The following is a 16,501-nucleotide window of genomic DNA, read 5'->3' on the forward strand; positions in this document are numbered from 1 at the left end:
CCCGCCGCCGGGCCGTCAGGTCGCGAAGGTGCGGCGGCGGGCCATGGCCTCGGCCAGGTCCGCCGCGGCCCGGCGGGCGTCCGCCGCGAGGTGTGCCGAACCCCAGGCGAGCGCGGTGCGTTCGGCCAGCGCGTACCCGTCGGCAGCCGCCCGGTCCTCGCCGAGCAGCCGGTGCAGGTCGGCCAGGGCGTGCGCGAGCGGACGGCTCGCGTACGCCGCACCCGCCGCGCCGGCCAACTGGTCCCGCAGCGGCCGCAGGTGCCCGAGGAGGGCGGCCGCCGTGCCGTGGTCCCGGTGTACCACGGCGAGCTGGGCGCGGAAGTCGAGCTCCAGGCCGTAGAGGTGGTCCCGCGGCGGTTCCGCGCCGACGGGTACGGCCAGGGACTCGTCGAGTCTGCCCAGGCGCGCCAGGACCAGCGCCCACGCCACCGCGACCTGGCCGGGCGCCGCCTCGTACACGGTCCGGGTCAGCGGCTCGACGTCGTCCGCGCGGTCCTGGACGAGCCGCATGGTGATCAGCCCGAGGGTGCGCAGACCGGTGGCGTGGTGGGCGCCCACCCGTTGCAGCAGGGTGTCCGCCTCCGCGTAGGCGGCCTCCGCCGCCTCGAAGCGCCCGGCCACGCAGGCCAGCATCGCGGAGGTCGCCGCGCTGAGCCCCTGCGCCCACACCAGCCGGTAGCGGCGGGCGAGGGTCAGTCCCTCCGCGGTGTGCCGGTGCACGGCCGCCGGGTCGTTGCGGACGGCGGCGGTCATCGCGTCCAGGTTCTCGCAGACCCAGCGGTAGGCGGGCAGGTCGTGGCCCCGGGCGAGGTCGCGCAGCTCGGCGGTGAGCGCCGGCCGGGTGCCGGTCCGCAGCTCGTGCGGCAGCAACCGTGCCGAGGCCATCAACGCGGCGGCCATCAGCCGGGGTTCGCCGTCGGCACGGGCGAGGTCCAGCTGGGCGCGGGCCGCCGCCAGGGCCCGCGGCGGGTCCTCGGCGGCGACCGCGTCGACGAGGACCTGGAGGACGCGGGCCCGGGTCGGCCCGTCGAGACCCGGATCGGCCGCGAGCCGTTCGAGGCGGGCCAGCGCGGTCCGGTCGTACGGCCCTTCGAGCCGGCTGCGCCAGGCCGCGGGCTCGGTCCAGGCCCCGTACACGGCCGCGACCAGGTCGCCGCGGTCGGCCTGCTCGGCGAGTTCCACCGCGCGCTGCCGGGTGCGCCGGGCCGCGTCGGTGGCGCCGGTGCGCACCTGTGCGCCCAGCAGCCGTACCAGCAGCTCGATCAGCCGGTCGGGCGGGGCGTCGTCGCCCGTGGCCGCGGTGAAGGTGTCGATCGCCTGCTGGATCAGGGTGACGGCGACGTCGTGGGCGTAGCGCCGCTCGGCTGCCTCGGCGGCGCGCAGTGCGTAGTCGACGGCGAGCGGAGCGTCGGCCGTGCTGCCGGATCGGGCGAAGTGGTGTGCCAGGGCGGCGAGTTCGCCGGGCCGGTGGTGGCGCAGCAGGCGCGCGACGCGGGCGTGCAGCCGGGACCGCCGGGCGCCGGAGAGGTCGGCGTAGACGGTGTCGCGGACCAGGGCGTGCACGAACCGGACGCGGCCGGGCCCGGGTTCGGCGAGCAGGTCGGCGGCGAGCGCCGCGTCGAGGCCCTCCAGCACCTGCTCCTCGTCCGCGTCGGCGGCATCGACGAGCAGGGCGACCTCGGCCTCCAGACCCAGTACGGCGGTGAGCTGGACGACGGACCGGGCTGCGGCGGGCAGCAGGGCGAGGCGCCTGCGCAGCACGTCGCGCACCCCCTGGGGGACCTCGGAGACCGCGACCAGGGCGCCCTCGTCGGCCAGCAGCCGGGCGCTCTCCAGGACGTAGAAGGGATTGCCGCCGGTGCGCTCGGCGAGTGCCGCCACCGTCGCCGGATCCACGGGCGTCCCGCAGACGGCCGTGACCAGGGTGGCGGTGTCCCGCACCGGCAGACCGCCCAGCGCGATCCGGTACGGGGCGCCGGGGGCGAGCTGGGCGAGGGTCTTGAGCAGGTGTTCGCCGACCTCCGTGGGCCGGTAGCCGGCCACGGTGAGCAGGGGCACCCCGGTGACCGCGGCCGCCGCCTCGACCAGGGCCAGCGTCTCGGCGTCCGCCCGGTGCAGGTCTTCGAGGAGGACGGCGAGGGGCGCCCGGGAGGCCGCGGCGCGCAGCCAGGCGGCGAAGGCGCGGTGCATGCGGAAGCGGCCGGCGCTGGCCTCGCCGTCCGGGGCGGGGGCGGCCGTGTTCTCCGGCTCCCGCAGCAGCACCGTCAGCTCCTCCGGCCGGGCCGGGGGCACCTCGCGGGCGAGCGCGCCGAGCGCCTCCACCCAGGCCCAGGCGGGCGGTGCCCCCTCGTACTCGGGGCAGCGCCCCACCACCACCCGCCAGCCGGCCTCGCGCAGCCCGGCCGCGGCCCGGCCGAGGAACGCGGACTTGCCCGCCCCGGCCGCACCGGTGACCAGCACCAGTCCGCCGCCGTCGCGTGCGGCGCGGGCCGCCCCCGCCAGGGCCCGCAACTCCTGGCCCCGGCCGACGAACAGGCCGGGGCCGGTGCGCGCGGGGAGTTCGGTGGCGGGCTCGGGCACGGCCGCCCGCAGCACGTCGAACCGCCCGTTGAGCACGGCGTGTTCCACCTCCCGCAGCGCGGGCCCGGGATCGCAGCCCAGCTCGGCGCGCAGGACCGCGCCGGCGCGGCGTACCGCGGCGAGGGCGTCGGCCTGCCGGTCGCAGGCCCAGTGGGCGAGCGCGAGCAGCCGCCAGCCCTCCTCGCGCAGGGGAGCGTCCCGGACCAGCGACTCGGCGTCGGCCGCGGCCTGTGCGGCCCGGCCGGTGCCCAGGTCCGCGGCCACGGCCAGTTCCCGGGCCTCCGCGCGCAGCCCGGTCAGCCGGGCCACCTCGGCGGCCGCCCACGCCTCGTCCGCGTGCTCGGCGAAGGCAGGCCCCCGCCACCAGCCCAGCGCCTCGGCGAGCAGCTTCCGGGCCTCCTCGGGCGGAGCGGTACGGGCCCGCCCGACCCAGGTCTCGAACCGCCAGGCGTCCACCGCGTCCGCGGCCAGCCGCAGGGCGTACCCGGGCGCCGCGGTGACCAGGACGGTGGCCGGCGCCCGCGGCGGGCGTCCCGGTTCCAGCGACCGGCGCAGGTTGGACAGGTACGCGTGCAGCGACACATCGGCCCTGGCCGGCGGCTCGCCCCGCCACAGCGCGTCCGTCATCCGGTCCACCGGCACGACAGCGCCCCGGGCCGCGACCAGCAGGGCCAGCACGGCGCGCTGCCGCGGAGCGCCCAGCTCGACCGGTGTCCCGGCGACTTCGGCACCCAGTGGACCCAGGACTCGCAAACGCAGCACGCCGCCGGAATCTACCCGAGCGGTGCGTCGATCCTGTCAACAGACGTTGAACGCGCACTGGACGGGACCGCCAAGCCGCGCGCCAAGCGGACGCCAAGAGGAGTCCGCGACCGTGGGCAGCTCGCCGCCCACACCGGATCGTTGGAGCAAGCAAGCGTGTCCCTCAACAGCAGCCACGGCGCCTCCGCCACCGCCGAGCGTCCTCACACCCACGAAATGGTCGTGGTCCACCGGGTCTTCCGCCGGGAGTCGGCGCTGCTGCCCCGGCTGGTGCGCGCCGTCCCCGACGGCGACCGGGTCCGTGCCGCGCGGGTGGCCGCGGCGCTGCGCGACTACACCCTCGGCCTGCACCACCATCACCACGCCGAGGACGAACTGGTCTGGCCGCTGCTGCGGGACCGCGCCGCGCACGACGGGGCGCTGGTGGACCGGATGACCGAGCAGCACGCGGCGATCGACCGCACCCTGGCGGCGGTCGAGGAGTGGACGCCCGTGTGGGAGCGGTCCGGAGACCGGATACCCGGCGAGGAGCTGGCGCTGGCCCTGGCCGCCCACCGGATCGCGCTCCTCGAGCACCTCGATGAGGAGGAGCGCTCGCTGCTCCCGCTGGTCGCCGAGCACCTCACCGTCCCGGAGTGGGAACTGGTCGGACAACGCGGCCTGGAAGGGCTGCCGAAGAACAAGCGCCTGCTGGCCCTCGGCGCGATCCTGGAGGAGGCCACCCCCGAGGAGGGCGCCCACTTTCTGGGCAAGGCCCCGCTGATCGGCCGGCTCCTGTGGCGGGCCGTCGGCCGCCGCCAGTACGCCGCCCACTGCCGGAGCATGCGTGCCCCGCTGGACGGAGAGTAGATCATGGCCCTCCTCGACTCCGCGCCGCTCGACGTCCTCGACGCCTACCGGACCTGCGAGTTCGCGACCCTCGGCCGGGACGGCACCCCGCTCGCCTGGCCGACGGCCGTGCGCCGCCGCCCGGACGGGACGCTGCTGCTCAGCACCTCCCTCGCGTTCGCGCAGAAGGCGCTGAACATCCGCCGGGACGGCCGCGTCGCCCTGCTCTTCTCCGACCCCACCGGCAGCGGCCTGGACCGACCCCCGCAGATTTTCGTCGGCGGTCACGCCGAGTGCCCCGACGAGATCATGGCCGGCCCGCAGGGCGCCGAGGACTACTGGCGGATGCTGTTCGCACGGCAGCCGCACAGCAGGTCGTACGTCACCGCGCCGATGCGACTGGTGATGGACTGGTACTACCTGCGCCTGCTGATCACCGTCACGCCGCAACAGGTCGTCGTGCGCTCCCCGTTGCCGCCGGCCGAGGCGCCCGGCACGCCGCCCGGTGAACTGGTCGGCGCCGTGCAGCTCGCCCGCTTCCCGACCGCGGTGCTCGCCGCACGCGACGCCTCCGGCGCGCCGGTACTGGCCCGCACCCGGCCGGTGCCCACGGGCGAGGGCTTCGCCGTGGACGTACCGGCCGACTGCCCGGCCGCCGAAGGCCCCGCCGCGCTGCTGGTGCACCGGCACGACGAACGCCTCAACCACATGCACAACGCCCTCGTGCGCGGCGAACTGCGGGCCGACGGAACCGGCCGGGTGCTGGTTCCCGCCAAGGTGGTGGAGCCGATGGGGTCGGGCCGGGTGAGCGACGCGCTGAGCGTGCTGCGCAGCACGAGGCAGGCCACCGATCGCTATCTGGGCCGGCGGGGCCTGCCCCGGCCACGGGTGCGGTGGGCGGAGTTCAGGGCGCTGGCACGGGACGCGCGGCGCAGCTGACGTCCGCGGCCGGCAGCCGTCCGGTGGCGAGATACGCGTTGACCGCCGCGTCGGCGCAGTTGCTGCCGTACACCCCGAACACCGCGTGCTGGTCCGCACCGCGCAGGGTCACCAGCCGGGAGCTGGGCCAGTCGCGGTGCACCGCCCGGGCGCCCGCGTAGACGGTGCGCGGGTCGCCGGTGGCGTTGACGAGGAGGGCCGGCAGGTCGTCCCGGATCGTGGTCGGGCGCTCGCGCGGCGGGTCCCAGAAGGCGCACGGCCCGATGTTGTTGGTCACGGGCCCGAACAACGGGTCCTGGACGCGGGCCTGTTGGACGTCACGCCAGTACGTCCGCGGGCCACGGGGCGCGGCGACGTCGCCGCAGAGGATCGCCATCTGCACGCTGCCGTACGCCGACTTGGAACCGGTCAGCATGAAGCCGAGCGAGTCGGCGAGCCAGGGGCTCGGCTCGACGGTCCGGCCGTCGGCCGCGTCCCGCAGGTCGCCGACGGCCGCCGCGAGGTCGCCGTACGCCGCGTCGTCGTCCTGCGAGAGGCCGCTGAAGACGACCATCGGCGCGACGCTGTCGTCCACCCGGTAGCCGCCCACCCGCAGCGGCGCACGCCCGGCGGCGGCCTGGACACGGTCCACGACGGCCGGCACCGCGTCCCGGCTGCGTCCCAGGCCGTACGTGGTGTCGCGGGCGGCGGCCCAGGCGGCCCAGTCCCGCAGCGCGTGCCGGTTGGCGGCCTCCGAGCCGCGCAGCAGACGGGGGCCGTACCGGTCGGAATCGGCCACCCCGTCCAGGACCACCCGGTCCGTGCGGTCCGGGAACATGGTGGCGTACACCTCGCCCAGGTAAGTGCCGTACGAGTAGCCGAGATAGGAGATCCGCCGCTCACCGAGGGCCGCGCGGATCACGTCCATGTCCCGCGCGGTGTTCCGGGTGGTGGCGTACGGCAGGACGTCGCCCGCGTACTTCCGGCAGTCGCGGGCGAGTTCCTCGGCGAAGGCGGTCGAGCGGTCGAAGCCGGTCCGGTCGTGGCCCGGGTCTCGTCTCCCGGCCAGTAGGTGTCGCGCAACCCGAGGGGCCGGATCACCCGGCGGCTGATCTCGTCCTCGGGGCTGTGCCCGGTCACTGTGCGGACGATCAGGCCCAGCACGAGGTGGTTGGTGGTGGCGTAGTGCCAGGACGTCCGCGGGCGGGGGGGCGAGGGCCCGGGCGATCAACTCGCCCGCCTCGAAGTGCCGGTACCGCAGCCGCTCGGGGTGCTCCCATTCGGGTGCGTCGAGATGGTCGGGCAACCCGCTGGTGTGCCACAGGAGTTGATGTCCGGTGATGCGCCGGCCGTCGTAGCCGTCGGCGTCGACCAGGCCCGGCAGGTAGCGGTCGACGGTGGCGTCGAGGGAGAGCCGGTGCTCGGCCGCGAGTTGCAGGACGACCGTCGCGGTGAACGTCTTGGTGACGCTTCCGGCGCGCAGCCGGTCGGTGGCGTTCATCGGGCGGCCGGTGCGCAGGTCGGCCGTACCGGAGGTCTCGGTCCAGCGCCCGCACGGGCCGGCGGCGAGGACCGAGGCTCCGGCGAGGTGGTCGTCGGCGGTCGGCCGGGTCAGCACCTGTCGAACGCCGTCCGGCGGACCGCACCGCTCGCCGGGCCCCGCAGGCGACGAGCGTGCTGGGGCCGCCGGTGGGGAGGCCGGCACGAGCGCCGCCACCGACAACACCAGGGTGGACTTCAGGGAGAGCGTTGCCATGCGTCATCACGCCAGGCGCGGCCGGTCCCGCGATCACTGCAGCCTGCTGCCGCATTCCCCATGGGGGCACCCCCCGGCCGGAGCCTGCGGCGAACCCCCGCACGGCCAAGCCTGCTTGGCGAAATCCAGCTGTGGTTCGGTAGCGCCCCGCAGGGGTGCGGGGAACTGCGCGACCGGCCACGACGGCGCGGCAGTCGGCAGGTCGCGGCGATCCCGGCGGACCGCTCAGGCAGACCGGCACTCCGCGAGCCGCTTCGCCAGGAACCTGCGCTCCGCCGCGTTCTCCGTCAGCTCCAGCGCCCGTGCGTACGACTCGGCCGCCTCCCGGACCCGCCCCATACGGCGCAGCAGGTCGGCGCGGGTCGCGGGCAGCAGGTGATAGCCGGTCAGGTCGTCCTCCGCCGCCAACTCCGCGACCAGGGCGAGCCCCGCCTCCCCGCCCTCGGCCATGCCCACGGCGACCGCGCGGTTCAGCCGGACCACGGCCGAGGGGAGGTACCGCTGGAGTTCGCCGTAGAGGCCGGCGATGTCGGCCCAGTCGGTGTCGGCGGCGGCCGGCGCGGTGGCGTGGCAGGCGGCGATGGCGGCCTGGATCTGGTACGGGCCGGGGCGTCCGCGGCGCAGCGCGCCGTCCAGGAGTGCGGTGCCCTCGTCGATCTCGGCGCGGTCCCATGCCGTGCGGTCCTGGTCCTCCAGGGTGACCAGGTCGCCCGCCCGGTCCACCCGGGCGTCCCGGCGGGCGTCGTGCAGCAGCAGGAGCGCGAGCAGCCCGACGACCTCCGGCTCGTCGGGCATCAGGCGGGCCAGCAGCCGCGCCAGCCGGATCGCCTCGGCGCACAGGCCGGCCCGCATCAGGCCGTCGCCGGCCGTGGCCGCGTACCCCTCGTTGAACAGCAGGTACAGCACGCCGAGGACGCCCGTGGTGCGTTCGGGCAGCAGATGCGCGGGCGGCACCCGGTACGGGATGCCGGCGTTGCGGATCTTCCGCTTGGCCCGCACCAGCCGCTGCGCCATCGTCGCCTCGGGGACGAGGAAGGCGCGCGCGATCTCGGCCGTGGTCAGCCCGGCCAGGGTGCGCAGCGTCAGCGCGACCCGGGCCTCGACCGGCAGCGCCGGGTGGCAGCAGGTGAAGACCAGCCGCAGCCGGTCGTCCGTCACCCCGCTGCCGTCACCCTCGCCGCCCTCGCCGAACGGGTCGTACGGATCGAACGGGTCGTACGGCTCTCCGTCCCGCGCCAGCACCGCAGCCTCCCGCAGTTTCCTGGCCCCCACCGCCTCCCGGCGCAGCACGTCCAGGGCGCGGTTGCGGGCGGTCGTCGTCAGCCAGGCGCCGGGGCGGCCCGGCACTCCGTCGCGCCGCCACCGCTGCAGCGCCTGGGCGAAGGCGTCCTGCGCGCACTCCTCGGCGAGGTCCCAGTCGCCGGTCACCCGGATCAGGGTGGCGACGACCTGGGCCCACTCCTCGCGGAAGGCGGCGGCGACGGCCGCCTCGACCTCGTCCGTGGTGCTCACTCCCAGACCGGCCGGACCTCTACGGAGCCGCCGGCCAGCGCCACGGGGTGCCGGGAGGCCAGCGCGATCGCCTCGTCGAGGTCGGCGACCTCGACGACGTCGAAGCCCGCGATGTACTCCTCGGTCTCGGCGAACGGCCCGTCGCTCAGCAGTACCTCGTCGTCCCGGACCCGCACGGTGGTCGCGTCGGCGCCGGGCCGCAGCCGGGCACCGCCCCTGACGACGCCGCGGCCGCGCACCTCCCGGACGTCCGGGGCGAGGCGCGGGTCCCCGGCGATCTCGGCGGGTCCGGGCTCCTCGCCGCCGACCGGGCTGCAGATGAACAGGACGTACTTCATGACTGCCTGGCCTCCAGCGGCACCGAGAGGTGCTCATGGGCGATCAGCCAGCCGAAGCCGGTGTCCCGGTAGCCGGTGGTCACCCGCACCACCCGGTCCAGGGGCTCCCCGGTCACGCGGGTGCCGTGGATCCGGACCAGGGCGTGGCTGAAGGTGCTGCCCTCCCCGGGACGCACCCGCAGTTGGAGCACCTCGCGGTGGACCGGCCCGGTGAGCGTCGCGAACCACGCCTCGACCGCCTTGCGCAGCGCGCCGGTCCCCGAGTGCGCCTCCGCGCCGTCGGTCGTGAAGACCTCCGCGTCGGGCGCGTAGCAGGCCGTCGTCCGGTCCACGTCCCGGTCGTGGGCGGCCGCGGTCAGTTCGGCGTCGAGGCGGCGGACGGCCGCCTCCGCGTCCTCCGCCGGCCCCTCGTCCCAGAACGGGCGCACCTCCATGGCCCCGATGGTGGCCACGGGGTGCGCGGCGGCGATCCGTACGGCCTCCTCCAGGCTGCCGCAGTCGACGACGTCGAACCCGGCCACGTACTCCTTCGTCTCCGCGAACGGCCCGTCGGTCCGCAGCACCTCGCCGTCCCGGACCCGCACCGTGACGGCCCGGTCCGGCAGCTGCAGCCGGTGGCCGTACAACCGGTTCCCGCGCCGGACCCCGTGCTCCTCCACCCAGGGTTCGACGGGCTCCATCCCGGACGCGTCAGCGGTGTCGTCGCCGCAGACCAGCAGCATGTACTTCATGGTTCCTCCCGGTCGTCAAGAGCTTCCTGCACCCCACCGACGAACGGCACCCCGCACGATCGACACCCCGGGCGCACCGATTCTCCACGCCGCCGTTCACCAGCCCATGCCGTGTCCCCGGCCGAGGACGCCGTACGGGTCGTGGCGGCCTTTGGCCTCGGCCAGGGTGCCCCACCCGCTGCCGTAGTGCTCCCGCCAGTCGCCGGGGGACATCGGCAGCGCGTTGGCCGGATAGGCGACCGCGCCCTTCGCCCGTGCGTGCTCGTAGGCCGTGCGGTTGGCGGCCACCATCGGCCCGGCCGTGCCCGGGGCGGCGGTGCGCAGCAGGGCGAGGAGGTGGACGACCTCGCCGCGCGGGCGGCGGAACAACGGGGCCCGCAGGGTGCGGCCGAGCAGGGGGTAGAGCAGGACCAGGCCGTTCTCGCGCAGGTCCCGGAAGGCGGGGTCGGCGAGGACGTCGGTCACGACGGACTCGGCGGTCTCGTCGGGGAGCAGCAGGTTCAGCCAGGGGTGCGGGTGGAACCACTCGCCGGTCGCGCGCAGGGCCTCCTCGTCGTCGGCGACCCGGTTCGCGAACTCGGCATAGCCGAGGTCCTCGGTCTCGGACGAGGTGAAACCGAGGTCTCCGAGCAGGGCCCGGTCGTCGGGCGGGGTCGTTCCCCGGTGGGCTGCCACCGCCTCCACCATGTACGTCCAGTCGCCTGCGGTGCCCTCGGTGGGACGGGCCTGGCCTTCGAGGTGGGTGAAGCGCCCGTCGGCCGCGAGCAGGCGCTGGTCGGCCAGGTAGGTGCCGAGGCCGGGGTAGAACAGGCAGTAGCGACGGACCAGCGCGGGCGCGGGGGACAGGCGCAGGGTGGCCCGGACGACGACGGCCACCTGGCCCAGGCCGGCCAGGACCGCGTGGAAGAGGTCGCCGTGGCGTTCCGGGGAGCAGACCAGGTGCTCACCGGCACCGGTCACCACCTCCAGCTCCAGCACCGAGTCCGCGACCAGGCCGTGCCGGTGACTGGCCCCGCCCAGCCCGCCGACGCCGAGCACCCCGCCGACGCCGGCGCCGAGGTAGTCGGTGAGGACGGGCGGCGCGAGCCCGTACGGCAGGGTCGCCGCGAGCACGTCCCGCCACAGCGCCCCCGCCTGCACCTCCACCCGGTCCCCGGTCACCGGCCCCACCGCGTTCAGCCCGCGCAGGTCGAGGACGATCCCGCCGGCCGCCTGCCCCTGGCCGTACAGCGAATGACCGCCGGCCCGCGCCGCCACCGGGATCCCGCGCGGCCCGGCATACGCCAGCGCGTCCCGGACCCCGGCCGCCGACCGGGGCCGCAGCACCCCCAGCGGCGGCGCGCACACCAGCCCGCCGAAGTCCTCCGCGGCCTCGCGCAGGATCTCCGGGCGGGTGTCCAGCACTTCCCCGAATCGTTCGCAGACACGGTCCGACGACGTCACGCGGCACGCTCCAAAGAGGGATCGGTCGGCACGGGCCCACCCATCTTCGCGCCATGCACCCGGCCCGCGGTCCCCGTTTCCCGTTCCGCCCCCCCGAACGGGGCCGCCCGGCGCAGGCCGGCCGGCGAAACGCCGCACGGGTCCTTCCCGGGAGCCGCCGAAGCGGCGAATATGCCGCACCATGGACATTCTGCTCGTCGCGAGTGCGTTCAACAGCCTGTCCCAGCGGGTCTGCGCCGAACTGTCCGACCTCGGCCACCGGGTGGACGTCGTCCTCGCCGGCCAGGGCCCCGACGCCGTCCGCCGTGCCGTCCGGGACCGGCCCCCGGAGCTGATCATCGCGCCGATGCTGAAGACGGCACTCCCGGAGGACGTCTGGCAGCGGCACACCTGCCTGATCGTCCATCCCGGACCGCCCGGCGACCGGGGTCCCTCCGCCCTCGACTGGGCCGTCGCCGGACCGGAGGCCGAGTGGGGGGTGACCGTGCTCCAGGCCGAGGCGGCCATGGACGCGGGCGCGGTCTGGGCCAGCGAGACCTTCCCGGTGCCGCCGGTCGGCAAGAGCGACCTCTACCGCAACGAGGCCGCCGACGCCGCCCTCACCGCCGTCCACCTGGCGGTACGCCGGTACGCGGACGGCTCGTACAAGCCGCGGCCGCAGAGCGACCCCGCCATCCACGGACAGGTCGTCTGGCGGGACGCCTTCCGGCAGGAGCGGCGGCGGATCGACTGGACGGCCGACGACACCGCGACGGTGCTGCGCAAGCTGCGCGGGGCCGACTCGCAACCGGGGGTACTGGACGAACTCCGCGGCCGCGAGCTGTTCCTGCACGGCGGCCACCCGGAGGACCGGCTGCGCGGAGAGCCGGGCGAGCTGCTGGCGACCCGGGCGGGCGCGGTCTGCCGGGCCACCCGCGACGGCGCCGTCTGGATCCCCGAACTGCGCCCCCGCAAGAACTCCGGCGACCCGGCCCCCTTCCGCCGCCCCGCCACGCATGTGCTCGCCGTCCCGGACCTCCCCGAGCGCCCGGCGCCGCTCGAACTGCCCCCCGACCGCCGCACCTGGAGCGACATCCACTACCGCCAGCACGGCGACGTAGGCCTCGTCGGCTTCTCCTTCCCCGGCGGCGCGATGAGCACCGGCCACTGCCGGCGCCTGCTCGCCGCCTACCGCTACGCCCTCGCCCGGCCCACCCGGGTCCTGGTGCTCGGCGGCCGCCGCGACTTCTTCTCCAACGGCATCCATCTCAACGTCATCGAGGCCGCCCCCGACCCCGCCGAGGAGTCGTGGACCAACCTCAACGCCATGGACGACCTGGTCGAGGCCGTGCTGCGGACCACCGACCGGCTCGTGGTGGCCGCGCTCGGCGGGAACGCGGCGGCCGGCGGCGTCATGCTGGCCCTCGCCGCCGACGAGGTCTGGTGCCGGGCCGGAGCCGTGCTCAACCCGCACTACCGGCGGATGGGCCTGTACGGCTCAGAGTTCTGGACGTACTCCCTGCCGCGCCGTGCCGGCGCGGAGACGGCCGGGCGGCTGACGGCGGAGGCCCGGCCGGTGAGCGCCGCGGCTGCCGCCCGGACCGGCCTCGTCGACCGGCTGCTGCCGGTCCCCGCGCAGGGCTTCACCGCCGAGGTCGGGCGACTGGCGGCCGAGCTCGCCGGCAGCCCGGATCTCGGCCGCCGGATCGCCGCCAAGGCCGCGGCGCGCCGCGCCGACGAGGAGGAACGGCCGCTCGCCGAGTACCGGGAGGACGAACTCGCCCGGATGCGCGCCCTCTTCTTCGACCCGGACGCCGCCTACCACGCGCTGCGCTCCGACTTCGTCCGCAAGGTCCCGGGCGGTGCCCGGTGACGCGGCTGCTGGTGGCGGGCGTCGGCAACATCTTCCTCGGCGACGACGCCTTCGGCCCCGAGGTGATCCGCGCCCTGGAGCAGCGCCCCCTGCCACCCGCCGCACGGGTCCGGGACTTCGGCATCCGGGGCATGGACCTCGCCTACACCCTGCTCGACGGATGGTCGGTGGTCCTGCTGGTGGACGCGGCCGCACGCGGCGAACGCCCGGGCACCCTGTCCCTCGTCGAGCCCGACCTCCCCGACCGCGGCCCGGCCGCCCCGCCCGAGGCACACGGCATGGACCCGGCGAAGGTCCTCGCCCTCGCCGCCCACCTCGGGGAGGAGGCCCTGCCCCGCGTCCTGGTGCTCGCCTGCGAGCCCGGGGAGCTGCCGCGCGGTGACGAGGACATCGCCCCCGGGCTGAGCGCCCCCGTCCGGGACGCCGTCGAACGGGCCGCCGCCGCCCTGCACACCCTGGTCCCGGCCCTGCTCGCCGATCCCCTGGCCACGCCCTCGTTGGACCGCCCGGAGGAATCCGCGGCCCCCGCCGCGGCCGGTCGCCCGCCGACAGGCGCCGGCGGCGCGGAGGATCGCTGAGCGGACGCGCCCCGTCAGGGGTGCGGGGCTGAGCCGATGGGCGGCCGCCGCCGTGTGGGCGCGACCGGCCCCCACCGGCCCGCGGCAGACGAACGGCAGCACCGGAGCGGAGTCCCCATGTGTCAGTCGGAGGAGGTCACCCGGGCCGTCCTGGCCAGGAACGACGGCCTGGCCGCCAGCCTGCGCGGCGACCTTGCCGCGCGCGGCGTCGGCGTGGTGAACCTGCTCTCCAGCCCAGGCAGCGGCAAGACCGAGCTGCTCGGCCGGGTGCTGGCCCGGGCGAGGGAGCGGGGCGTGCCCGTCGCGGCCTTCACCGCCGACCTCGCCACCGAGAACGACGCCAAGCGCCTGGCCCGTTCCGGAGCGCCGGTGAAGCAGCTGCTCACCGACGGGCTGTGCCACCTGGAGGCCCGGCAGGTCCGCGGCCACCTGGAGGGCTGGCTGCCACCGGACACCGCCCTGCTGTTCGTGGAGAACGTCGGCAACCTGGTCTGCCCGGCCTCCTACGACCTCGGCGAGCACCTGCGGATCGTGCTGATGGCGGTGACCGAGGGCGAGGACAAGCCGGCGAAGTACCCCACCGCCTTCGGCTCCGCGCACCTGGTCGTGCTCACCAAGACCGACCTCGCCGGTCCGGCCGGCTTCGACGCCACCGCCTTCGCCGAGCAGGTGCGGCGGGTCAACCCCGGGGTGGAGATCGTGCGCTCCTGCGCCCGCACCGGGGAGGGCGTCGACACGGTCCTGGAGCGGGTCCTCGCCGTACGGGACGGCGCCCCGGCGCACCGGCCGCCGCTCGCCCCGCACCCGCACGGCCACGTCCACGCCCCGACCGCCTCGTGACGGCGCCCGCCACGACGGCGGCGGTCCGCCGCCGCGTCACGGTGCGCGGGACCGTGCAGGGCGTGGGCTTCCGCCCCTACGTCCACCGGCTGGCCGCCGACCTGGCGCTCACCGGGTTCGTCAGCAACACGGCGGACGGGGTCCTCATCGAGGTCGAGGGCGCGGCGGCCGGCGTCGAACGGTTCTGCGCGCGGCTCGCCGGCGAGCCGCCGCCGCTGGCCACCGTCACCGCCGTGGCCGTCGAGGAGGTACCGGCCACCGGGGCCGACCCGGACTTCACCATCCGCGCCACCGAGCAGTCCGTCCCGGGCCGCACGCTCCTGCCGCCCGACACCGCCACCTGCGCCGACTGCCTGCGCGAACTGGCCGATCCGGCCGACCGCCGGCACCGCCACCCCTTCATCACCTGCACCCACTGCGGCCCCCGCTTCACCATCGCCACCGGCATGCCGTACGACCGCGCGGTCACCACCATGTCCGGCTTCCCCATGTGCCCCGCCTGCACCCGGGAGTACGAGGCCCCGGCCGACCGCCGCTTCCACGCCCAGCCGGTGGCCTGCCCGCGGTGCGGCCCCCGGCTGCGGCTGGTGCCCGCCGCCGGCAGCGGGGTGAGAGCCGCCCGCGACGGTGACGCCCTCTCACGGGCACGAGAACTGCTTGCCGCGGGGCGGATCGTCGCCGTGAAGGGCATCGGCGGCTACCACCTGGCCTGCGACGCCTCCGCGGCCCGTGCCGTGGACACCCTGCGCACCCGCAAGGCACGCGGCGACAAGCCGTTCGCGGTGATGTGCGCCGACCTCGCCGAGGCGGAGCGGATCGCCGAGGTCGGGACGGCCGAACGGGCCGCGCTCACCGGCCCCCGGCGCCCCATCGTGCTGCTCCGCCCCCGCCCCGCCGCCCGGCTCGCGCCCGGCGTCCGCCCCGGCAGCCCGCACCTCGGCGTCATGCTGCCCTACACCCCCGTCCACACCCTGCTGTTCGGCCTCCCCGGCGACCCGCCCGGCCCCCGCGTCCTGGTCATGACCAGCGGCAACCGCTCGGGCGAGCCCATCGTCACGGACGACGACGAGGCGCTGACCCGGCTGTTCGGCCTCGCCGACGCCTGGCTCGCCCACGACCGGCCCATCGCCTCGCCCTGCGACGACTCCCTGCTGCGGGTCCGCGCCGACGGCACCGAGCAGGTCCTGCGGCGCTCCCGCGGCTACGCGCCGCGCCCGCTGCGCCTGCCGCTCCCGGTCCGGCCCGCGCTCGCCGCCGGCGGCGACCTCAAGAACGCGCTGTGCATGGGCGAGGGCGACCTGGCCTGGTTCGGTCCGCACATCGGCGACATGGGCGACCTGGCCACCCTGGAGGCGGCCGTCCGGGCGGAACGGCACATGGGCCGGCTGACCGGGGTCCGCCCCGAAGTCGTCGCCGCCGACCGGCACCCCGGTTACCACTCGTCCGCCTGGGCCCGCCGCCGCGCCACCCGGCTGGAGCTCGGCAGCCCGGTGTTCGTCCAGCACCACCACGCCCACATCGCCTCCGCCATGGCCGAGGCCGGCCTCGACGGCAGCACCCCCGTCATCGGTGTCGCCTTCGACGGCACCGGCTACGGCGACGACGGCACCGTCTGGGGCGGCGAGGTGCTCCTCGCCGACTACACCGGCTACCGGCGCCTCGCCCACCTCGCCCCGGCCCCGCTGCCCGGCGGGGACGCGGGCGTCGCCAACCCGTGCCGGACCGCACTGGCCCGGCTGTGGGCGGCCGGCCTGCCCTGGGACCCCGACCTGCCCAGTGTCGCCGCCTGCTCCCGTGCGGAACTGCGGTTGCTGGAGCGCCAGTTGCAGAGCCAGGTCGGCTGCGTGGCCACCTCCAGCACGGGACGCCTCTTCGACGCCGTGTCCTCCCTCGCGGGCGTGTGCCAACGCGCCGGGTACGAGGCCCAGGCCGCCGTGGAACTGGAGGCGCAGGCCGGCGCCGCCTGGGGCGCGGAGACGGCCGCGTACCCCTTCGGCGACCGCTTCGACCCGGCCCCCGCCCTGTGCGCGATCATCGCCGACCTGCGGCGCGGCACCCCGGTGCCGGTGATCGCGGCCCGCTTCCACCGCGGCGTCGCCCGGGCGGTCCTGGACCTGTGCCGCGGCGCGCGCGGGGCCACCGGGCTGACCACCGTCGCCCTCACCGGAGGAGTCTTCGCCAACGCGCTCCTCGAGGACGCGAGCGCGGACCTGCTGCACGACGCCGGATTCACGGTCCTGCGGCACGGCGAAGTCCCGCCGAACGACGGCGGACTGGCGCTCGGGCAACTGGTGGTCGCGGCGCACGGGCCACGGCCCGACGACGACCGACGCAAGGCAGTCAGCGACGAGACGGAGTGACCC

General features: G+C 76.3%; 13 protein-coding genes and 2 pseudogenes. 6 read left to right on the plus strand and 9 right to left on the minus strand.

All coding sequences use genetic code 11. From position 1 onward, the window contains the following. Positions 1 to 15: 15 nt before the first annotated feature. Positions 16 to 3,342 (minus strand): BTAD domain-containing putative transcriptional regulator, encoded by a 3,327-nt coding sequence (locus AB0472_RS21740; RefSeq protein WP_366358119.1) that lies wholly within the window; start codon positions 3,340 to 3,342, stop codon positions 16 to 18. Between the two features lie 156 nt (positions 3,343 to 3,498). Between AB0472_RS21740 and AB0472_RS21745 the strand changes: the two genes are divergently transcribed. Both AB0472_RS21745 and AB0472_RS21750 read left to right on the plus strand, forming a co-directional pair. Beyond that, on the plus strand, positions 3,499 to 4,191 hold the full coding sequence (locus tag AB0472_RS21745) for a hemerythrin domain-containing protein (protein WP_366358120.1): 693 nt from the start codon (positions 3,499 to 3,501) through the stop codon (positions 4,189 to 4,191). Between the two features lie 3 nt (positions 4,192 to 4,194). Further along, on the plus strand, positions 4,195 to 5,109 hold the full coding sequence (locus AB0472_RS21750; RefSeq protein WP_366358121.1) for a pyridoxamine 5'-phosphate oxidase family protein: 915 nt from the start codon (positions 4,195 to 4,197) through the stop codon (positions 5,107 to 5,109). Here AB0472_RS21750 and AB0472_RS21755 read toward each other — a convergent pair. The 8 genes and pseudogenes from AB0472_RS21755 to AB0472_RS21790 form a co-directional block, all read right to left on the minus strand. Beyond that, positions 5,075 to 5,662 (minus strand): alpha/beta hydrolase, encoded by a 588-nt coding sequence (locus AB0472_RS21755; RefSeq protein WP_366358310.1) that lies wholly within the window; start codon positions 5,660 to 5,662, stop codon positions 5,075 to 5,077. The genes AB0472_RS21750 and AB0472_RS21755 overlap by 35 nt on opposite strands. Positions 5,663 to 5,896: 234 nt before the next feature. Next, positions 5,897 to 6,055 (minus strand): annotated as a pseudogene (locus tag AB0472_RS21760) (alpha/beta fold hydrolase); the annotation flags it as partial. Beyond that, on the minus strand, positions 6,007 to 6,252 hold the full coding sequence (locus AB0472_RS21765) for a serine hydrolase (RefSeq protein WP_366358312.1): 246 nt from the start codon (positions 6,250 to 6,252) through the stop codon (positions 6,007 to 6,009). The pseudogene AB0472_RS21760 and the gene AB0472_RS21765, both read right to left, overlap by 49 nt. Before the next feature lie 106 nt (positions 6,253 to 6,358). Further along, positions 6,359 to 6,844, minus strand: a pseudogene (locus AB0472_RS21770) (serine hydrolase domain-containing protein); the annotation flags it as partial. Positions 6,845 to 7,069: 225 nt separating this feature from the next. Beyond that, positions 7,070 to 8,356, minus strand: a complete 1,287-nt coding sequence (locus tag AB0472_RS21775; RefSeq protein ID WP_366358122.1) for an RNA polymerase sigma factor — start codon at positions 8,354 to 8,356, stop codon at positions 7,070 to 7,072. Next, a complete protein-coding gene (locus tag AB0472_RS21780; RefSeq protein WP_366358123.1) occupies positions 8,353 to 8,694 on the minus strand; it encodes a YciI family protein in 342 nt (113 codons plus the stop codon). The genes AB0472_RS21775 and AB0472_RS21780 overlap by 4 nt, the downstream gene beginning before the upstream one ends. After that, a complete protein-coding gene (locus AB0472_RS21785) occupies positions 8,691 to 9,425 on the minus strand; it encodes a nuclear transport factor 2 family protein (RefSeq protein ID WP_366358124.1) in 735 nt (244 codons plus the stop codon). The genes AB0472_RS21780 and AB0472_RS21785 overlap by 4 nt, the downstream gene beginning before the upstream one ends. Before the next feature lie 96 nt (positions 9,426 to 9,521). Further along, complete coding sequence (locus AB0472_RS21790; RefSeq protein ID WP_366358125.1) at positions 9,522 to 10,829, minus strand: FAD-binding protein; 1,308 nt, start codon at positions 10,827 to 10,829, stop codon at positions 9,522 to 9,524. 220 nt (positions 10,830 to 11,049) lie between these two features. Between AB0472_RS21790 and AB0472_RS21795 the strand changes: the two genes are divergently transcribed. From AB0472_RS21795 to hypF, 4 genes are all read left to right on the plus strand, one after another. After that, positions 11,050 to 12,720, plus strand: a complete 1,671-nt coding sequence (locus AB0472_RS21795) for a hydrogenase maturation protein (RefSeq protein ID WP_366358126.1) — start codon at positions 11,050 to 11,052, stop codon at positions 12,718 to 12,720. After that, positions 12,717 to 13,298 (plus strand): hydrogenase maturation protease, encoded by a 582-nt coding sequence (locus tag AB0472_RS21800; RefSeq protein ID WP_366358127.1) that lies wholly within the window; start codon positions 12,717 to 12,719, stop codon positions 13,296 to 13,298. Before AB0472_RS21795 ends, AB0472_RS21800 begins: the two co-directional genes overlap by 4 nt. Positions 13,299 to 13,415: 117 nt before the next feature. Further along, complete coding sequence (gene hypB / locus AB0472_RS21805; RefSeq protein WP_366358128.1) at positions 13,416 to 14,138, plus strand: hydrogenase nickel incorporation protein HypB; 723 nt, start codon at positions 13,416 to 13,418, stop codon at positions 14,136 to 14,138. Next, positions 14,135 to 16,498 carry a carbamoyltransferase HypF gene (hypF, locus tag AB0472_RS21810; protein ID WP_366358129.1) on the plus strand — a complete coding sequence of 788 codons (2,364 nt, stop codon included), beginning with the start codon at positions 14,135 to 14,137 and terminating at the stop codon, positions 16,496 to 16,498. Before hypB ends, hypF begins: the two co-directional genes overlap by 4 nt. Positions 16,499 to 16,501: the final 3 nt, after the last annotated feature.

This window comes from Streptomyces sp. NPDC086777 (genome assembly GCF_040702065.1).
In the GTDB taxonomy this organism is placed as follows: Bacteria; Actinomycetota; Actinomycetes; order Streptomycetales; family Streptomycetaceae; genus Streptomyces.